An 18,684-nucleotide genomic window follows, 5' to 3' on the forward strand; every position below is an offset into this window, starting at 1 on the left:
ACGTGCTCACACCGCTGTCCGACTACCGAACCCATCTACCTGCCTCGTCTGCCTCGTCGCCACCGCGGCGCACCCGGCGCGGCACAGCGCCGCCGCGGTACTCGCGTCGTGTTCACGCTCGCTGTGTTGTTCGCTCGCGTCGCTATCATTGCATCGGTCCGATCCCGGACGGCCGTTACCGGCCGCCCCGGACCCCTATCGGCCCAGCAGTGTGGGCAGATCCAGCACTGTTTCGATCCCGGACCAGGCCGCGCCGGGATCCTCCTCCGCGTCCAGGATCAGCGCGGTGAGATCCTCCAGCGCGTCCGGGTCGAGCGCGCTCAGCCCGGCGCCGCCGGTCCACAGGTGGGTCACCCATTCACCCGCGGGGGTGGTGGTCCCCGGTTCGCCGGGAGTCAGCACCACCGAGGCGCCCGCGGCGCCCGCCGCCACGATCTCGAGCACCGCGGCGGGATCGTCGCCGCGACCGTAGCGATAGGTCCGGGATTCGTAGCTGAGGTCCGCGGCGGTATGCACCTGCGCGACCGCCGCGGCCAGCTGGTCGTAACCCGTCCGCCAGCCGGCGGCGTCCACCGCGACCGGATCCGTCCCGCGCAGCGGCCGCACCCGGTGCGCGTAGGTCACCGGTCGCGGCGATTCGGCCGCGATTTCGGCGGTCACCGCCGGATCGTCGAGGACCAGCCATTTCACGCCCGGCACCGCGGGCGCGGGCCCGGCGGCCACACCGGTCTCCACCACCAGGTCGGCCACGGCATCGGTGTCCACGGCGTCGGCCGGAACCAGCGCCGCACCTGCCTTGAGCACGGCCCAGGTGGCGATCACCGAATCGGTACCGCGCTCCAGCGCGGTCACCACACCGGTGCCCGGCCCGCAGCCCCGGGCGATCAGCACCCGGGCCAGCCGCGACGACCTGGCGTCCAGCTCCTGGTAGGTGAGTAGTTCCTCGCCCCACACCACCGCCGGGCCGTCGGGATCGTCCTCCACGGACGCGCTCAGTGTCTGGGCGAGCGCGGTACCCGCGGTGGCGGCCGGGGTCGTCGGTTCGGCGGTCGCGGCGGGCCGGTGACGTTCGGCCTCGTCGAGGATATCGATATCGCCCACCGGGACCCGCGGATCCGCGGCGACGGCGGCGAGGATTCGTTCCAGCCGCCGCCCGAACGAGCGGGCCGTCTCCTCGTCGAACAGATCGGTGGCGTAGGTCAATGCGGCCTGCAGTTCACCGGGAGTCCCGTCCGCTTCGCGGCCCGGGTCGATATCGATCTGCAGATCGAATTTGGCCGCGAGGGTGCCCTGACCGAGTCCGCGCACCGTGAGTCCCGGCAGTTTCAGCGTGGCCTGCTCATTGTTCTGGAACGACAGCACCACACCGAACAGCGGATTGTGCGCGGTGGCCCGGCCCGGCGCCACCACCTCCACGACCCGGTCGAACGGGATATCGGCGTTGGCGAACGCGGACAGATCCGTCTCGCGGGTGGCGTCGAGCAGTTCGGTGAAGGTGAGCGCCGGCCGCACCCGGGTGCGCAGGGCGAGGGTGTTGACGAACATACCCACCAGGTTGTCCAGGGCGCGCTCACCGCGACCCGCGATCGGCGTGCCGACAGCGATATCGTCGGACCCGGTCAGCCGGTGCAGCAGCACGCTCACCGCGGCGTGCATCACCATGAACAGCGTGGCGCCGCGATCGCGGGCCAGCTGGTCCAGCGACCGGTGCACACCCGCGCCGACCGCGAACCCGACGGCGCCGCCGCGCATCGACGGCAGGGCCGGGCGGGGCCGGTCCAGCGGCAGTTCCAGTTCCCCGGACAACCCCCGCAACTGACCGCGCCAGTAGTCCAGCTGCCGGGCCGCGACGGAGTTCTCGTCGGAATCGTCGCCGACCACCGCGCGCTGCCAGATCGCGTAGTCCGCGTACTGCACCGGCAGCGGCGCCCAGCGCGGCGATTCACCGCTGACCCGCGCCAGATACGCGGTCATCAGATCACGCGCCAGCGGGGCGAGCGACGCGCCGTCGGCGGCGATATGGTGCACGACCAGCGCGACCACATGTTCGTCTGCGCCGGTGGTGAGCAGCAGGCCGCGGATCGGCGCCTGGGCGGTGACATCGAACCCGGCGGCGAGCAGTTCACCGATCCGGTTCAGCGCGTCCTCGGTTTCGGCCACCTCGAGACCACCGCGCAGCACCTGGGCCACCGGCAGGATCTCCTGGTAGGGCAGCCCGTCCGGACCCGCCGGGTACCGGGTGCGCAGCGCCTCGTGCCGTTCCAGCACATCGGAGATGGCGTAGCGCAGCGCCGAGGTGTCCAGCGCGCCGGTGAGACCGATGGCCAGCGGGATGTTGTAGGCGGCCGACTCCTGGTCGAACTGGTTGAGCAACCACATCCGGTGCTGGGCCGGCGAGAGCGGGATCCGCTCCGGGCGTTCCGCGCGATCCAGTACGGGCCGCGGGATCTGCGGGCTTTCGCCGGGCACCACCCCTGCGGCCAGGGCCGCGACGGTCGGCGTCTCGAACAGCGCCCGCACGGCGATATCGGCCGACAACGCTTCGTTGATCCGCGCCACCGCCCGGGTCGCCAGCAGGGAGTTACCGCCGAGGGCGAAGAAATCGTCGTCCGCGCCGACCCGGTCGGCGCCGAGCAGATCGGCGAAGACCTCGGCCACCACCGTTTCCACCCGGCCATCCGGCGCGGTGTAGGGCACCTGGCTCACGATCGCGGAATCGGGCAGCGCCGCGCGATCGAGTTTTCCGTTGGGGGTCAGCGGCAGTGCGTCCAGCACCAGCACCGCGTCGGGAACCATGTAGTCGGTGAGGAATTCCGCGACCTGTTCGCGCAGCCGCGCCGGGTCCGGCGCCGTCTCCTGGTCGGCGGCCGGCACCACATAGCCGAGAAGCCGGTCTCCGGCGTCACCGTCACCGCGCACCAGCGCCACCGCCTGGCCCACACCCGGGCAGCGCAGCAGCGCGGCCTCGATCTCGCCGAGTTCGATCCGGAATCCGCGCAACTGCACCTGCGCGTCCCCGCGACCGGCGTACTCCAGATTGGCGCGGCCGCCGAATCCGGCCCAGCGGCCGATATCGCCGGACCGGTACATCCGGGATCCGGGCGCGCCGAACGGGTTCGCCACGAACCGGGTCGCGGTCAGGCCCGGGCGATCCAGGTAGCCGCGGGTCAGCTGGTCACCGGCCACATAGATCTCCCCCGGCACCCCGACGGGCGCGGGATGCAACCGGTCGTCGAGGACGAAGGCGTCCAGGCCGGGCAGCGCCCGCCCGATCACGCTGGCCGGGTTGTCGATGAGCTGTTCGTCCAGCGCGAGGAACGAGACATGCACCGTGGTCTCGGTGATGCCGTACATATTGACCAGCCACGGGGATTCGGTTCCGCCGGCGGCGGGCCCGCCGTGCCGCTCGTACCAGCGCCGCAGCTGGCGCAGATCCAGTGCCTCGCCGCCGAAGACCACATAGCGCAGCGCCAGCGCGCCGGCGGAGTCGGCGGCGTGCGCGACCCGGTCGGCCTCGGCGAGCTGATAGAAGGCGGACGGCGTCTGGTTGAGCACCGTCACCTGTTCGCGGACCAGCAGTTCCCGGAACTGTTCCGGCGACCGGGAGGTCAGGTAGTCGACCACCACGACCGAACCACCGCTGGCCAGCGCGCACCACAGTTCCCAGACCGAGAAGTCGAAGGCGAACGAGTGGAACAGTGTCCAGACGTCGGCGTCGTCGAATTCGAACAGCAATTGGGTGTTGGCGAACAGTTCCACCACATTGCGGTGCGCGACGCCCACGCCCTTCGGGACGCCGGTGGACCCGGAGGTGTAGATGACGTAGGCCAGGTTGCCGGGACGCAGCGGCGCCCGCCGATCCGAATCGGCGACCGGGGCCGGGGAGTGCTGGGCGGTGTCCTCGATCAGCACCACCGGCGTCTCCCCGGCGGGTACCGCGTCCAGTTCGGATCCGGTGGTGAGGATCGCGGCCGGGCGGGCGTCGGAGAGGATGAATTCCAGCCGGGCCCGCGGGTAGGTCGTATCGATCGGCAGATACCCGGCTCCGGCCAGCAGTACGCCCAGCAGCGCGACCGGTAGTTCCTCGGTACGTGGCATCGCCACCGCCACCAGGGTTTCCGGTCCCGCCCCGGCCTCGATCAGCCCGCGCGCCACCCGCGCCGAACGGGCCAGCAGTTCCTCGAAGGTCACGGTGGTGTCGCCGAAACGCACCGCCGGTGCCCGCGGCCGCAGCCGGGCCTGGGCCTCGATCAGGTCGACGAGCGTCACCGCGGGCACCGACGCCCCGGTGCTGTTCCATTCCCGCAGTACCAGTTCGCGTTCACCGGGGGCGAGCAGATCGATATCGCCGACGGTGACCCCGGGGTCGGCGGCCACCGCGGCGAGGACGCGGATCAGCCGGTCGGCGTGATCGCCGACGGTCGCCGCGTCGTACAGATCGCGGGCGTAGGTGAAGGTCAGCTTCGGACCGGAGCCGGTATCGGTCAGGTCGACCCGCAGATCCAGGGTGCCGGGCAGATCGCCGGGCTCCTCGTCGGCGGCCAGCAGCACCCGGAACGGCGGCTGCCCGGCGACGGTGCGCACGGTGTCGATCAGCGATCCGAGCCGTTCGCCGCCGCGCCCCATCGTGCCCAGCGCCGCCCCGCGTGCTTCCCGCGCGGCGTTCAGCAACGCGTCGAAACTCAGCGCCGGATCCACCTCGGTATGCAATACGGCCAGGCCGGCGGCGGAATCGTGCGCGGTGAACGCGCCCACGGCGATATCCCGGGCGCCGGAAAGCCGGGCCAGCAGCGTCGCCAGACCCGCCTGGACCACGGTGAACGCGTTGGTGGCCCGGTCCTGGGCCAGCGCGTTCAGCGCGTCGAGCAGCGTGGCATCCAACTGCCGCGACACCTGCCCGCTGCGCCGCGAGGGTGTGGCCGGACGCGGCCGGTCGGCGGGCAGTTCACCGTGCCCGCCGAGTGCGCCGGGTGCGCGCCACCAGTCGGGAGCCGGCAGGGCCATCGTCTCCGCGGGCACCGCGAGCAACTGACCCACCAGCGCGTGCAGCAGCGCACTCAGCGCCTGGGCGGCGGTCTCGGCGACGGTATCGCGCCGGTACCACAGCCGCAGCAGCAGCCGGTCGGCCGCTTCCACCACGAGGGTCACCGGATAGTGGGTGAAGGTCTGGGAGGTGAGATCCAGGATCTCCAGTCCGTCGATACCGCCGCCCGCGGCACGCAACCCCTCCGCGTCCACCGGATAGGACTCGTAGGCCAGCAACGTGTCGAACAATCCGGCCGTGCCCGGCGAGATATCGGCGAGTCCCAGGTAGTGGTGTTCGAGCAGGGTGGCCTGTTCGGACTGGATACGGGTGAGCAGATCCCGCACCGTCCAGCCGGGTTCGAAACGCACCCGCACCGGAATGGTGTTGGTGAACAGACCGGCGATCTCGTCGACCCCGCGCAGTTCCGGCGGCCGGCCCGAGACAACCGCGCCGAACACGATGTCCTCGCGGGCGGTCAGGCTCGCCAGCAGCAGCGCCCACAGCGCCTGGACCACGGTGTTCACCGTGACCCCGGCTTCCGCCGCGTAGGCGGTCATCGCGGCCGTCTCGGTTTCGCTCAGCGCGAGATCGAGTTCCCCGACCCCGGTTTCCGGTTCGGCCGGCGCGGCGAGCACCGCGGCGAGTTCGGTGGGCCGGGCGCCCAGCAGCACCTCCGACCAGCGGCCGCGGGTGGCCTCCGCGTCCTGGCGGGCCAGCCAGGTGAGGTAGTCGCGGTAGGCGGGAGCCGGCGGCAGCGCGGACCGGTCGCCGCGCAGCGCGTAGAGGGTGAGGAGATCCTTCAGCAGGATCGGCATCGACCAGCCGTCGAACAGCAGATGGTGGGCGGCCAGGGCGAAATGCGTGCGTCCGGACACCGTCCGGTACACCGTGATCCGCAGCAGCGGCGCGGTACCGACCTCGAACCGGGTGAGCCGCTCGGCTTCCAGCAGTTCGGGCATTTCGTAGTCGCCGACATTGTCGACCACCCGCCACGGCACCTCGGCATGCTCGGTGACCAGCTGCACCGGACTGCCGTCGGCGGCGGTCACGAACGCGGTGCGCAGCACCGGATGCCGGTCCACCAGGCCCTGCGCGGCGGTATGCAACCGCTCCAGATCGACGGCGCCGCCGAGTTCGATGGCGAACAGCATCACGTAGTCGTCGGGTCCACCGGCGGTGAGCTGGGAGTGGAAGAACAAGCCGGCGCCCAGCGGCGACAGCGGCAGCACCTCCGTCAGACCGGGGTAGGCGCCGCGCCAGGTGTCGAGTTCCCCCTGCCCGACCCGCACCAGCGGCAGATCGGACGGGGTCAGGCCGCCCGCTTCCGGGTCCTCGGTGTGGCGGGCGATCGCGGTGACGGCGGCGAGCCACTCGTCGGCCAGTTCGCGGACCGCGGTCTCGTCGAGCAACGCGGAGGCGTAGGCGAAGGCGACGCTGATCCCGCCCCCGGCGGCGGCGATGGCGTTGATATCGATCACCATGCCCGCCGGCATCCCGCGATCGAATTCGGCCTCGAATTCGCCCAGGTCACCGGTGGGCAGCCACGCCGTATCGTCGATTCCGGCGGGTACATCACCGGCGGAGACCCGGCCGAGGTAGTTGAAGCCGATCTGGGCGACCGCACCGGCACCGAGATCGTCACCGGTTTCCGGGGCGAGGTGTCGCAACAGTCCGAAGCCGATACCGCGTTCGGGGACCGCGACGAGCTGTTCCTTCACCGAACGCAGCAGCGCGGCGGTCGATTTGCCACCGGCCAGCGCGGCCCGCGGGTCGATATCGGAGAGATCCAGGGCCACCGGGTACGCGGTGGTGAACCAGCCGACGGTGCGGGTGATATCGGACCCCGGCAGCACGGATTCCTCCCGGCCGTGCCCTTCCAGGCGGATCCGGGTGACCGCGCTGTCCACCCCGCGCCGGATGCGCCAGTTGCGCACCGCCAGGGCCAGTGCCGCCAGCAGCGGATCGTTCACACCGGTGCGATACAGCCCGGGAACCTCGGTGAGCACCGTGCCCGCGATATCGGCGGGTACCTCCACCGCGAACCGGCGCACGGTCGCGTAGGTGTCGGCCGCGGGATCCAATGGGCGGGAACCGATCAGCGGATCGGGGGTGGCGAGGACCTTGCGCCAGTAGGGCAGCTCCCCGGCGCGCCCGGTATCGGTCGCGGCCTCCACCAGACCGTGCGCCCAGCGCCGGAACGAGGTGCCGACAGCGGGCAGTTCGGTGCGCAGACCCTGCGACACCTGGGCCCAGGCCAGCACCAGATCGGAGATCAGAATGCGCCAGGACACCCCGTCCACCACATAGTGGTGGACCGCGATGAGCAGCGCGTCGCGCGCGTCCGGGCGCCGCAGCCAGGTCACGGCGACCATCCGGCCGCCCGCCGGGTCCAGTCGCGCCACCGTCGAACTCATCGCGGCACCGGCCAGCTCGGTGACCTCGGTGGCGCTGCTGCCCGCGGGCACCTCCACCTCGGAGACCATCGCGCCCGCCGCCGTCGGCTGTGATTCGGGCACCTCGAGCCGGTACCCGCCGTCCTCGGCGACCAGTCGCGCGCGCAACATATCGTGGCGGTCCATCACCGCGCCCAGCGTCGCGGCGAGACCGGCGCGATCGATGCCGTCGGGCAGCGCCAGCGCCATACTCTGCGCGAATCCGGGATGCACACCCTCGCCCAGGTATTGGGCGAGGATCGGGGTCAGCGGTACCTCACCCAGGCCGCCGCCGGGGAGTTCGGTGAGCCGCTGCACCGTGGAGGCGTCACCGGCCACCGCGACCTTGGCGAGTTCGGCGACCGTCCGGTGCTCGAACACATCCTGCGGGGTGAACAGGATCCCCGCGTTCCGGGCCCGCGATACCAGCTGGATGGACAGGATGCTGTCGCCGCCGAGGGCGAAGAACGGATCGTCGGCGCCGACCTCGTCGAGCCCGAGGACCTGCGCGAACAGTTCCGCCAGGCGGGTTTCGAGTTCGCCCGCCGGAGCGCGGGAACCGCTCGTTTCGAAGACCGGTTCGGGCAGTGCCGCGCGATCGAGTTTGCCGACCGGGGTCAACGGGATCTCGTCGAGCACCACGAACGCGGCGGGGATCATATAGGAGGGCAGCGATTCGGCGAGGAACGCGGACAGCTCCTCGCCGCCGACCGTGGCGCCCCGTTGCGGCAGCACATACGACACCAGCGCCGTCGACCCCGACGGCAGCGTCTTACCCATGGTCACCGCGTAGTCGAGGCCGGGGTGCCGGGTGAGCGCGTTGTCGATCTCGCCGAGTTCGATCCGGAACCCGCGCACCTTCACCTGGAAATCGGTGCGGCCGAGATATTCGATGTGCTCCCCGTGCGGGGTGTCGATCCGGCGCACCAGATCACCGGTGCGATACATGCGGGTGCCCGGCGCACCGAGGTCGGCGCCGAACGGCCCGGCGACGAACCGTTCCGCGGTGAGTGAGGGACGGTTCAGGTAGCCGTGCGCCAGCGCCGGGCCCGCCAGATACAGTTCGCCCACCACACCGGAGGGCACCGGGCGCAATCGCGCGTCCAGCACGAAGACACCGAATCCGCTGAGCGGGGTGCCGATGGTGATCGTCTCGTCCGGGTCCATCGCGCCGGTGCTGGTCGCGATGATGGTGGCCTCGGTGGGACCGTAGGAGTTGATGAACGCGTGTTCCCGCGCCCAGCGGCCGACCAGCTCCGGGCCGAATTTATCGCCGACGGCGACCACCAGCGCCAGATCGGTGAGCCCGGTGGGGTCCACGGATTCCAGGGCGGCGGGCGTGGAGATCATATGGGTGACCCGCTCGCGACGGGCCAGATCGGCCACTTCCTGCCCGCCGAGCACCCCGGCGGGCACGATCACCAGCGTCGCGCCGCTGGTGAAGGTGAGCAGCAGTTCCAGGATCGAGACGTCGAAGTTCGGGGAGCACAGATGGGTCACCCGGGAGTCGCTGGTGATCCCGTAGTACTCGTTGGCGGCCGCGACCACCATCGCCAGACCGCTGTGGGAGACCATCACGCCCTTGGGCTTACCGGTGGACCCCGAGGTGTAGATCACATAGGCCGGGTGGCGTTCGTCGAGCAGGCGCACCCGGTCGGCGTAGGAGATCGGGTGGCTCGGCCGCTGGGCGATCCGTTCGGCCTGCACCGGATCGTCGAGCTCCACCCAGTACAGGGACCGGCCGAGCGCGGACCGGTGTTTCGAGGTGGTCAGACCGAGCACGGCACCGGAGTCGGTGGCCATATGGTCGATGCGGTCGGCGGGGTAGCTCGGGTCGATGGGGACGTAGGCCGCGCCCGTCTTCGCGATGGCCCAGACGGCCAGCACCGATTCCAGGCTGCGCGCGATACCGATCGCCACCACATCGCCGGGACCGATTCCGCGTTCGATGAGATCGCGCGCGAGCTGCGAAGAGGCCTCGTCGAGCTGCTGGTAGGTCATTTCCCGCTGGTCGGCGGGTTCGCCCGTCGGGTTGTAACGGATCGCCACCTCGGAGGCGGCGGATTCGACCGCGGCGGTCAGCAGCTGTCCGAAGAGCGGGCTGCCCGAGCGGCGCCGACGGCTACCACGCGAAGAACGACGGGCAGTTTCCATTCGAGTGCAATCACCTCTCGCGTTGAGCCAGGACCCCGGCCGCCCCTGCGTGCCCGTATGGCGAAGGGGCATCTCGACCGGGGGCCAGCGCGGTCTGGCCATCATATCGGGAGCGCCCAGTGTCGCCGCCCGGGGAACGAAACCGGCGGACGCTGTCTGCCACTCCCGGCACGCGCCCGCCGAATCGTCTCCGGGTGCTACATCGTTGCCACGCCGCCCGGCGTTGCAGACCGGGCCGCCGGCGGTGAATCAGGTCACAGCCAGCCGCGACGGATCGCCTGTACTCCGGCCTGGAAACGAGTGCTCGCTCCGAGCCGTTCGAGCAGCCGCGCGGTACGCCGGACCACCGTGCGACGCGACATGCCGAGCCGGCGCGCGATCGTATCGTCGGTCGCGCCCATGCTCATCATGGTGAGGATCGCCCGGTCGCGTTCGTCGAGTTCGTCGGCGGCGGGCCGCACCGAGATGGGCGCGGACAGGGTCCACAGCACGTCGAAGCTGCGCGTCAGCATGTCCAGTAACGGCGACCCGCTGATCCGCAGGGCCATCGGGTCGGGCCGGCGTTCGTCGGTGTGCAGGACGAGGCTGGCGCGTTCGTCGTCGGCGATGATGAGTTTGAACGGCGGATCGGGCAGCGTACGCGCCTGGGCTCCGCGCGCGTTGGTGGCCAGGGTGTGCCGCAGCCGGTCCGCGTCCTGATAGATCGTGTCCTGGTAGAGGATCCGGTACCGGACGCCTTCGGCCATCCGGGCCTGCTTCAGCTCGGAGATCCGGCTGTCGCGTTCGGGGTCGCTCAGATGCGGGCTGCGGTCGACCATTTTCACGGATTCGCCCGCGTTGGCGTGCAGCGCCTCGAAATCGGCGAGCAGTTCCGCCCGTTCGAAGACGGGAACCACCACACCGTTCCAGCCCTGTGAACGCCGGACCGACCGGAAGGTCTCGCTGAGCCTGGCCGCTGCGGCGTGCATGGTGCTGATCTGCTGGCGGCGCCGCCGGGCCTCGGCCTCGGACAGCGATTCCGGTGCGTGCGCGTCCCAGCGGGCGGTCCCGTCGGGATCGGTGAGCCGGACCGCGGCCCGCAGGCCGCACAGCTCGGCCAGCGCGGTTTCGGTCTCGGTGTCGGACAGACCGGTATGCCGCGCGATCTCCGCGAGCGCCGACCTGGGTCGATGCACGAGGGTCGCGTAGACACGACCGTGGATCGAGTCGGGTTCGAAGATTTCGGCCAGTTCGGTCACGCCGGGAGTTCGCAGTTCTGCCTGCAACCCCGAGGGGGTGGCAAGTATCGGACGATCGAGGGAGCTCGTCGAGCTCAGTGCGAGGGACCCCACTCCAGCGGCACCCCCTTGGAGAGCATCCAGTTCATCGGATCGATCTTGTTGCCACCCTGGTCCCAGATCTCCAGATGCAGATGCGGGCCGGTGGAGTTGCCGCGGTTGCCGACCGTGGCGATCACATCGCCGGCCTTCACCCGCTGCCCCTGGGTGACATACATATCGTTGACGTGGCCGTAGACGCCGGTGGTGCCGTCGTCGTGCAGCACCCGGACCCACATTCCGAAGCCGGACGCGGGCCCGGCCTCGATCACGGTGCCGTCGGCGATCGATTTGATCGGGGCGCCGAGCGTATCGGCGAAATCGAGGCCGTAGTGCATCGAGCCCCAGCGGCTGCCGTACTGCGAGCTGACGGCGCCGGCGACCGGGCGGACCACGGGGGCGGGCGCGAACTGCTGCTGCAGCTGGTGCAACTGCTGTTCGGCGTGCGCGAGCGGGGCGGCGACCTCGGGCGGCAGGTTCTGCAGACCGAACGGCGCGGCCACCGGGGCCGGGGCCGCGATCGGCGCGGCCTGCACAGGTGCGGGGTCAGGGGTGGGTGCGGGCGCCGCCATCTTTGCGGCGACCGGCGCGGCCTGCTGGGGCGCCGGGGCCACCGATTCGGCCTCGAGGGCGTCGTCGTGCCCGCCGCCGGGGAGCAGCGGCGCGGCGTAGGCGAGCGCGGGAGCGAGCTGCGAGGCGGTGCCGATCAGCGCACCGGCCGCGACAGCGGCGCCGGCGGCGGCGCGGACCTTTTCGCCCTTGGTGACTTCGGCGCGGTGACGGCGCGGGCGGGCGGTGACTTCGTCGCCGATCAGGCTCATCACGGTGATAGAACTGGGGCCCAGTCGGTGGTGCGCCAAAGGTCCGTCCTCGCTATCCGGTCAACAAGTTCTCGAACGCCGTGTACGGATCCAGTTGCTTCGGCTATTGCGCCGGCTCCGGTGAACGTAACGTTTCGGCATCCGTTGTGACGGTAACTCTACCGCCCCGTGACCATATCGCAACCTTTTCGAAAAACGACCAGGTCACAGCCATGGAAACCAATGTGAAACGGTTACGATCGGCCCTGATTCCGTGATATTTCCACACCCCTGAACAGATCGGGCAGCCGCCCGGGGAACAAGACAGCAACCCCGCCTCCCCGACGCGCGCCGGACTCCCTCCGCGGGCTCCACACACCCTCGGCGCACCGCCCGCCACCTCGGGCAATACCCCGGCTAACCCGAAAGGTGCGACCCTCGAACAACTTTCGGCGGCGATTTACTGCTATTGACAACCGATTTCGATTAGACTCGGCCGGGCAGATCTGCCGCGGAGTTCCGCACCACCAGTCACTGACCAGTGCACCCAGGAGGTCACCGTGTCCCTAGATGTCCCCACCGCTTTACTGGAACGCGCCGAGAGCGGCGAGATCGATGACGCCGAATTCGTCGAATGCGTCCGCACCTCTCTGCCCTACGCATGGGAGGTCGTCAGCCGCGTCGCCGGCGAACTGGGTTCCGGCACCGCCGAATTCGCCGACAACGAGACCGAACCGCCGGACGAGACCGCCCGCGGTCAGCTGCTGCGGGCCCTGGCCTCCGACGCCATCCGCGGCGGCCTGGAACGGCATTTCGGCGTGAAACTGGCGTTCCAGAACTGCCACCGCGTGGCCGCGTTCCCGCTGGCCGCCGTCGGCGGCGAAACCTACAACCGGTTCATCAGCCCCCGGAACCAGCTCCTCAACCAGAGCCCGGAACTGCGTAACTGCTGACTGCGTCCGTTCCCCGGCGCGAACAGGTTTCGCGCCGGGGAACGCCCGCGCAGTCAGCGCACGGTCGTCACATCCAGTTCGCCGTCGGCGTGCCGCGCCCGCAGCACCTTCTTGTCGAATTTTCCGACACTGGTCTTGGGCACCTCCGCGATGAACGTCCAGTACTCCGGCAGCTGCCATTTCGCGAACTTCGCGGAGAGGAATTCGCGCAGTTCCTCCGGAGTCACCGTCGCCCCCTCGGCCGCCACGATGGCCGCCAGCGGGCGTTCGTCCCATTTCTCGTCCGGGATTCCGATCACCGCGGCCTCGGCGACCGCCGGATGACCCATGACCGCGTTCTCCAGATCCACCGAGGAGATCCACTCCCCGCCGGACTTGATCACGTCCTTGGACCGGTCCACCAGCGTCAGGTAGCCGTCCGCACTGATCTTGCCCACGTCACCGGTGCGCAGCCAGCCGTCGTCGAACTTTCCGGGGTCCACGGCCACATCGTCCGGCGAGTAGTACGAGCCGGTGATCCACGGACCGCGGACTTCGAGCTCTCCCAGCGACTTTCCGTCATTGGGCACCACGCTGCCGTCGTCACCGATCAGCCTGGCCTGCACACCCACCGGAAAACGCCCCTGCGTCACCCGGTAGGCCCAGGCGTCCTCGCCGCTGACTCCCTGCGGCGGATGCGCCAGACTGCCCAGTGGTGAGGTCTCGGTCATCCCCCAGGCGTGCACGACCTTCACTCCGTGCTTCTCCTCGAACGCCTTCATCATCGACGGCGGCGCGGCCGAACCACCCACGACGACCTCGCGCAGGTGCGAGATGTCCTGCGGGGCGGCGGCCAGCGCCGCGAGCACCCCACCCCAGATGGTCGGAACCGCCGCCGCGAAGGTCGGTTTCAGGGCGGCCATCATCTCCAGCAGTGGCACCGGCTGCAGGAAGCGGTCCGGCATGATCACATTCGCGCCGGTCATCAGTGCCGCGTACGGCAGGCCCCAGGCGTTGGCGTGGAACATCGGCACGATCCCCAGCACAGTGTCGTCGGTCCGCAGCCCCATCCCCGAGGGCATGATCGCCTGCATGGCGTGCAGCCAGTTGGACCGGTGCGAGTAGACGACGCCCTTCGGATCACCGGTGGTGCCGGATGTGTAGCACATCGCGGCCGCGGTCCGTTCGTCCAGAACCGGGAAGTCGTAGGTGTCCGGGTACTTCGCGAGCAGCTCGGCGTAGTCGTGCACGGTCACACCCGCCGGCGCGTCCACCGCGGCCGCGTCTCCGTTGACCACGATCACGTGCCGGACGGATTTCAGATGCGGCAGATACCGGCCGAACATCGGCACCAGGCTGCCGTCGACCAGTACCACCTGATCCTCGGCGTGGTTGGCCACGAAGATCAGCTGCTCGGCCGAGAGCCGGATATTGAGCGCGTGCAGCACCGCCCCCATCGCCGGAATGGCGATATAGGCCACCAGGTGCTCGTTGTTGTTCCACATGAATGTGCCGACCCGGTCGCTGCCGCCGATACCGAGATCGGTCAGCGCATTCGCCAGCCGGGCCGAATCGGCGCCGACTTCGCGATAGGTCATCGTGCGCACCCCGTCGCCCGTCCAGGTGGACACCGTGGAATCACCGACGAACGTGGACGCGTAGCGCAGCAGGGTCGCCAGCGACAACTGGTCGTCCATCATCGTGCTCAACATCGGGAAAACCCCTCACTTCTCTGGGTGGCGGACGGTGGTGATGTGAGCCGGCCCGCTTCCCAGTGAGACATAGAAGTGAACATGACTCACATCACACAGCCGCACACTACCGTGGAGTAGCCACACATGGCGCGAGTAGGACGAAACGGGGAGATTTCCGGGAGCGCGCAGGTCAGCGGGGTGAAAGTGAGGCCGGGTGCCCGCAATATCGGACACGGGATGAGACGCAGCGCCCGCGACGCCCCCTGCGGGCCACCGGCACTGCGCCATCGCCGCCGAGCACTCGTATGTGATAACCGGGATTTCGGCTCACTGCCAAGTCAGATAACGGAATGACATCCAAACGAGACACAGCCCGGATCCGTGTACCGACCGATGGGACGAATTCCGCTCAGCGGAACACTCCGACCACACGTTATTCCCATAACGCACCAAAGTAGTACTTAAATCCGTCATCGCTTACATATGCACGGGCACCGGCACGCCGTGGCCGAAAATATCGATTCGCTGTCCGTGCTTCTCTTCGATCCGGCCCCCCACCGCCCTAATCTTGGAGCATGACATCGCCGTCGATCATCATCATCGGGGCCGGGTTCGGTGGGCTCGGCATGGGGCTCGAGCTCCTGCGTTCCGGTATCAGCGATTTCACCATCGTGGAGCGCGCCCAGGACTTCGGCGGCGTATGGCGGGAGAACACCTACCCCGGCGCCGCCTGCGACGTGCCCTCTCCCCTCTATTCCTGGTCGTTCGAACCCCGCAGCGATTGGCCCCGGCGCTTCTCCGAGCAGGCCGATATCCACGACTACATGCGCGGCGTCGTCGGCAAATACGACCTCGAACGCAAGATCCGCTTCGGCACCGAGATCAGCGACGCCGAATACGACGAGAAGGCCGCCACCTGGCAGATCCGCACCACCGACGGCGACACCCTCACCGCCGACGTGCTGATCTCCGCCGTCGGCCAGCTCTCCCGCCCCGCGCTGCCGAGCATCCCCGGTATCGACACCTTCGCCGGCCCCGCCTTCCACTCCGCCGAATGGGACCACTCCGTCGATCTCACCGGCAAACGAGTCGCCTGTATCGGCACCGGTGCCAGCGCCATCCAATACATCCCCCGCATCCAGCCGCTCACCGAACACCTCACCCTCTTCCAGCGTTCCGCCGCCTGGGTGCTGCCCAAAGCCGACGCCGAATACGAACCCCGCCACCACGCCGTCTTCAAATACGTTCCCCCGGTTCGCTGGGCCGAACGCTTCGGCTGGTGGATGTTCTTCGAGGTGATGGCCCTCGCCCTCACCGACCTCCAGGGCATCCAGAAGCCCGTCGTCAAGGTCGCCGACGGCCACCGCGCCCGCCAGGTCCCCGACCCGATCCTGCGCGAAAAGCTCACCCCCGACTACGCACCCGGCTGCAAACGCGCCCTGTTCTCCAACGACTACTTCCCCGCCCTCGCCCGGCCCAACGTCACCGTGGAAACCAACGCGATCACCGAGATCACCGAAACCGGCGTCCGCACCGCCGACGGTATCCACCACGACGTCGACGTCATCATCTACGGCACCGGTTTCAAGGGCACCGAATTCCTCGCCCCCATGAACATCTACGGCGCGGGTGGCCGCAAACTCGCCGACACCTGGGCGGCCGAAGGCGCCCGCGCCTACCTCGGCGTCTCCGTCCCCAAATTCCCCAACCTGTTCATGATGTACGGCCCCAACACCAACGTCGGGTCCGGCTCAATCGTCTACATGCTGGAATCCCAGGCCCGCTACATCCGCCAGGCCATCGACTACCTCCGCGCCAACCCCGGCCGCGGCGTCGCCGCCCACACCGAAACCGAAAAGCGCTGGGACACCTGGCTCCAGAAACGCCTGAAGGACACCCCCTGGAACTTCTGCTCCAGCTGGTACCGCAACGCCTCCGGCCGCATCACCAACAACTGGCCGGGCGCCACGGTCCTCTACCGCTGGAAAACCCGCACCTTCGACCCCTCCGACTACGAGACAACCCTCGCCTCCTGAGTACCCGGGGCCGGTCGGACGACGATGCGGCCCCCGGGCGGGGGACCCGGTAGACTCCTGCCCACTGGCCCTCGGCCGGCCCTCGTAGCTCAGGGGATAGAGCACCGCTCTCCTAAAGCGGGTGTCGCAGGTTCGAATCCTGCCGAGGGCACAATCTGTGACAGCATTTCCGCAGGTCAACTGGATTTCTCGATCTGCGGCGGGCTGGTAAATCAGCAGCAGAACCGTATATGTGCACGTCGAACGGTTGCCCTGGTTCGATCCTCGGGGAAACATAAAACAAGGGCAACTGGACCAGGCAAGTCACCGGAATTCAGGGTCAGCTGGCCGGCGAAATATCCTGGGACGCGGTGGTGAAGGAGATCTGCGCCGCAATCCGCTGATCCTGCACATGCCATTCCGATTCGCGGCCGACGATTCGAACTCGAGGTGGGTTGCAGCCGGATCGCGAAAGGCGATGTCCTGCTCGTCTCATTGGCCGCCGGCGGCCGCGACCCGAGCCGCCGACACGGAGACGACATCCTGCTTCCGCTCGGCTCGATCGACCATGGCCGCGTCGGCTTCCTCACCTGCGGCGAATAGGCCGGATAATGGGATCGACCCGAGGTCCGTCGGCCGCTGCCAGGCGTTCCTCGCATTCGGCTCGGCGCCTGTCCCGGCCTGCCGCATCGTCGCTGTTGCGATGCCGGACGAGAAGAATGCCGCCTCACACGACGTCGGTGACCTCGGATGACGTCGACGGGTGCCGCGGCACGACGCGCGTTCCAGGTATTGCCGCCGCTGGGCCCCACGGTGTTTCGAGGGCTGCGCCGATCTCGTCGTCGGAGACCGAGTCCACGGCCCGGCTGGGGCCGGGCAGCGTCGGGTGCGCAGCCGTCGAGCCGGTCGAGGGTCTCGACGACCGCCATGGTGTAGGCGCGGCGGCTGTTGCCGGGCCCGATGGTGTTGACGAATCGGCGGACCAGCGCAGGGTGCGCGCCGGGGAATGCGGATGCGGGTCACGCTCGCGACCATCGATTCCACCTCCGCCTTGCCCCGGACAACCTGACGGGCGCCTCCTGGTGATAGAGCGGGAGCAGCGCTCGCGGAGAGGCCCGAGTTGGCCCACTGCGTGCGGGGTGTGGCTACCGCAGTCGCTACTTCTGCGAGGGCGGGGAGGTTCTTCAGTCCATCGTGATGACGACTTTGCCGTGGGCTTTGCCTTGTTCGACGAACGCCAGGGCTTCGAGGGTTCGGTCGAACGGGAAGGTTCGGTCCAGGACCGGCTGAAGGACGCCGGCGTCGTAGAGGGCGGCAAGGTCACGTAGTTGCGCTCCGTTGGCTTGCATGAAGAAGAACTCGTACCGCGCGCCCCGCTTTTTCGCGGCGTTGCGGATGTGGTGACTGAGCAGATCCAGTGGCAGCCGCATGACGCGGGGCAGACCCAACTGCTTGGCGAAGCCGGCGTCGGGTGGGCCCGCGACTCCGATGGCCAGGCCTCCCGGTTTGAGTACGGTGATGGACTTTTCGAGGTTCTTCCCGCCGAGCGAGTCCAGTACGAAGTCGTACCCGGACAGCATCTGCGAGAAATCTTCCTTGGTGTAGTCGATGACGATATCGGCGCCGAGCGTGTGCAGGCGGTCGGTGTCGCGACCGTTGGCGGTCGTGGCGACGTGTGCGCCGAGGTGCTTGGCGAGTTGGATGACGGTGGATCCCAGGCCTCCGGCACCGGCGTGAATGAGGACCTTCTGACCGGGCTGCAGGTGTGCACGGTCGAGCAGGACTTGCTGGGCGGCGAGAGCGACCAGCGGAACCGCTGCGGCTTCGGGCAAACTCAACGAGACCGGCTTGAGTGCCAGATCGGCCTGATCGATCGCGATGTACTCGGCGAAGGTACCGATGCACAGGTCACGGGGCCGCGAATAGACCTCGTCGCCCACCGCGAAACCCTGCACCGCCGAACCGACCTCGATGACTACACCCGCGACGTCGTGTCCGAGGATGAATGGCTTGCGATACTCGAGCAGGTGTTTGAACTCGCCGTTGCGGACCATTGTGTCCAATGGGTTGATGCCCGCTGCGCTCACCTTGACCAGCACGTCGGTAGGGCCCACGGTCGGCTCCGGTACCACTGCGGCGCCCAGGCCTTCTTTGCCGTATTTCCGAACGACGAACGCCTTCATGACAAATCTGCCTTTCTGTTGGCGGGCGGCGGCATCGAGACTGTCGCGGGTACCTCGTTTTCCGTGTCGCGCGACGGCGAACCCTTCATAACCTTGTCTTCTTGTTCGAGGCCGCGTGGAGAATGAAAGTTC

7 protein-coding genes and 1 tRNA gene are annotated in these 18,684 nt (G+C 68.8%); 3 read left to right on the forward strand and 5 right to left on the reverse strand.

Annotation, left to right across the window (positions count from 1 at the left end):
* Window positions 1-195 precede the first annotated feature (195 nt).
* The 3 genes from AB0F41_RS11400 to AB0F41_RS11410 all read right to left on the reverse strand — a co-directional run bounded on the left by AB0F41_RS11400 (window position 196) and on the right by AB0F41_RS11410 (window position 11,749).
* A complete protein-coding gene (locus AB0F41_RS11400) occupies window positions 196-9,612 on the reverse strand; it encodes an amino acid adenylation domain-containing protein (protein WP_357422695.1) in 9,417 nt (3,138 codons plus the stop codon).
* A 254-nt stretch (window positions 9,613-9,866) separates the two neighbouring features.
* Entirely contained in the window at window positions 9,867-10,850 is a 984-nt protein-coding gene (locus AB0F41_RS11405; RefSeq protein WP_357422696.1) for a LuxR C-terminal-related transcriptional regulator, read from the reverse strand.
* Window positions 10,851-10,924: 74 nt separating this feature from the next.
* The gene (locus tag AB0F41_RS11410) at window positions 10,925-11,749 is read right to left on the reverse strand and encodes a M23 family metallopeptidase (protein WP_357422697.1); all 825 of its coding nucleotides are present in this window, start codon (window positions 11,747-11,749) and stop codon (window positions 10,925-10,927) included.
* A 539-nt stretch (window positions 11,750-12,288) separates the two neighbouring features.
* Here AB0F41_RS11410 and AB0F41_RS11415 point away from each other — a divergent pair.
* Window positions 12,289-12,681 (forward strand): SCO5389 family protein, encoded by a 393-nt coding sequence (locus AB0F41_RS11415; protein WP_357422698.1) that lies wholly within the window; start codon window positions 12,289-12,291, stop codon window positions 12,679-12,681.
* 53 nt (window positions 12,682-12,734) lie between these two features.
* On the opposite strand, the gene AB0F41_RS11420 is transcribed toward AB0F41_RS11415, so the two are convergent.
* Window positions 12,735-14,372, reverse strand: a complete 1,638-nt coding sequence (locus AB0F41_RS11420; RefSeq protein ID WP_357422699.1) for a long-chain fatty acid--CoA ligase — start codon at window positions 14,370-14,372, stop codon at window positions 12,735-12,737.
* Window positions 14,373-14,929: 557 nt separating this feature from the next.
* Here AB0F41_RS11420 and AB0F41_RS11425 point away from each other — a divergent pair.
* Both AB0F41_RS11425 and AB0F41_RS11430 read left to right on the forward strand, forming a co-directional pair.
* A complete protein-coding gene (locus AB0F41_RS11425; RefSeq protein WP_357422700.1) occupies window positions 14,930-16,390 on the forward strand; it encodes an NAD(P)/FAD-dependent oxidoreductase in 1,461 nt (486 codons plus the stop codon).
* A 78-nt stretch (window positions 16,391-16,468) separates the two neighbouring features.
* Window positions 16,469-16,541, forward strand: a tRNA-Arg gene (locus tag AB0F41_RS11430).
* Window positions 16,542-17,553: 1,012 nt separating this feature from the next.
* On the opposite strand, the gene AB0F41_RS11435 is transcribed toward AB0F41_RS11430, so the two are convergent.
* The gene (locus AB0F41_RS11435; protein ID WP_357422701.1) at window positions 17,554-18,552 is read right to left on the reverse strand and encodes an NADP-dependent oxidoreductase; all 999 of its coding nucleotides are present in this window, start codon (window positions 18,550-18,552) and stop codon (window positions 17,554-17,556) included.
* Window positions 18,553-18,684 lie beyond the last annotated feature (132 nt).

The sequence above is a fragment of the Nocardia sp. NPDC024068 genome (assembly GCF_040638875.1).
GTDB lineage: Bacteria > Actinomycetota > Actinomycetes > Mycobacteriales > Mycobacteriaceae > Nocardia.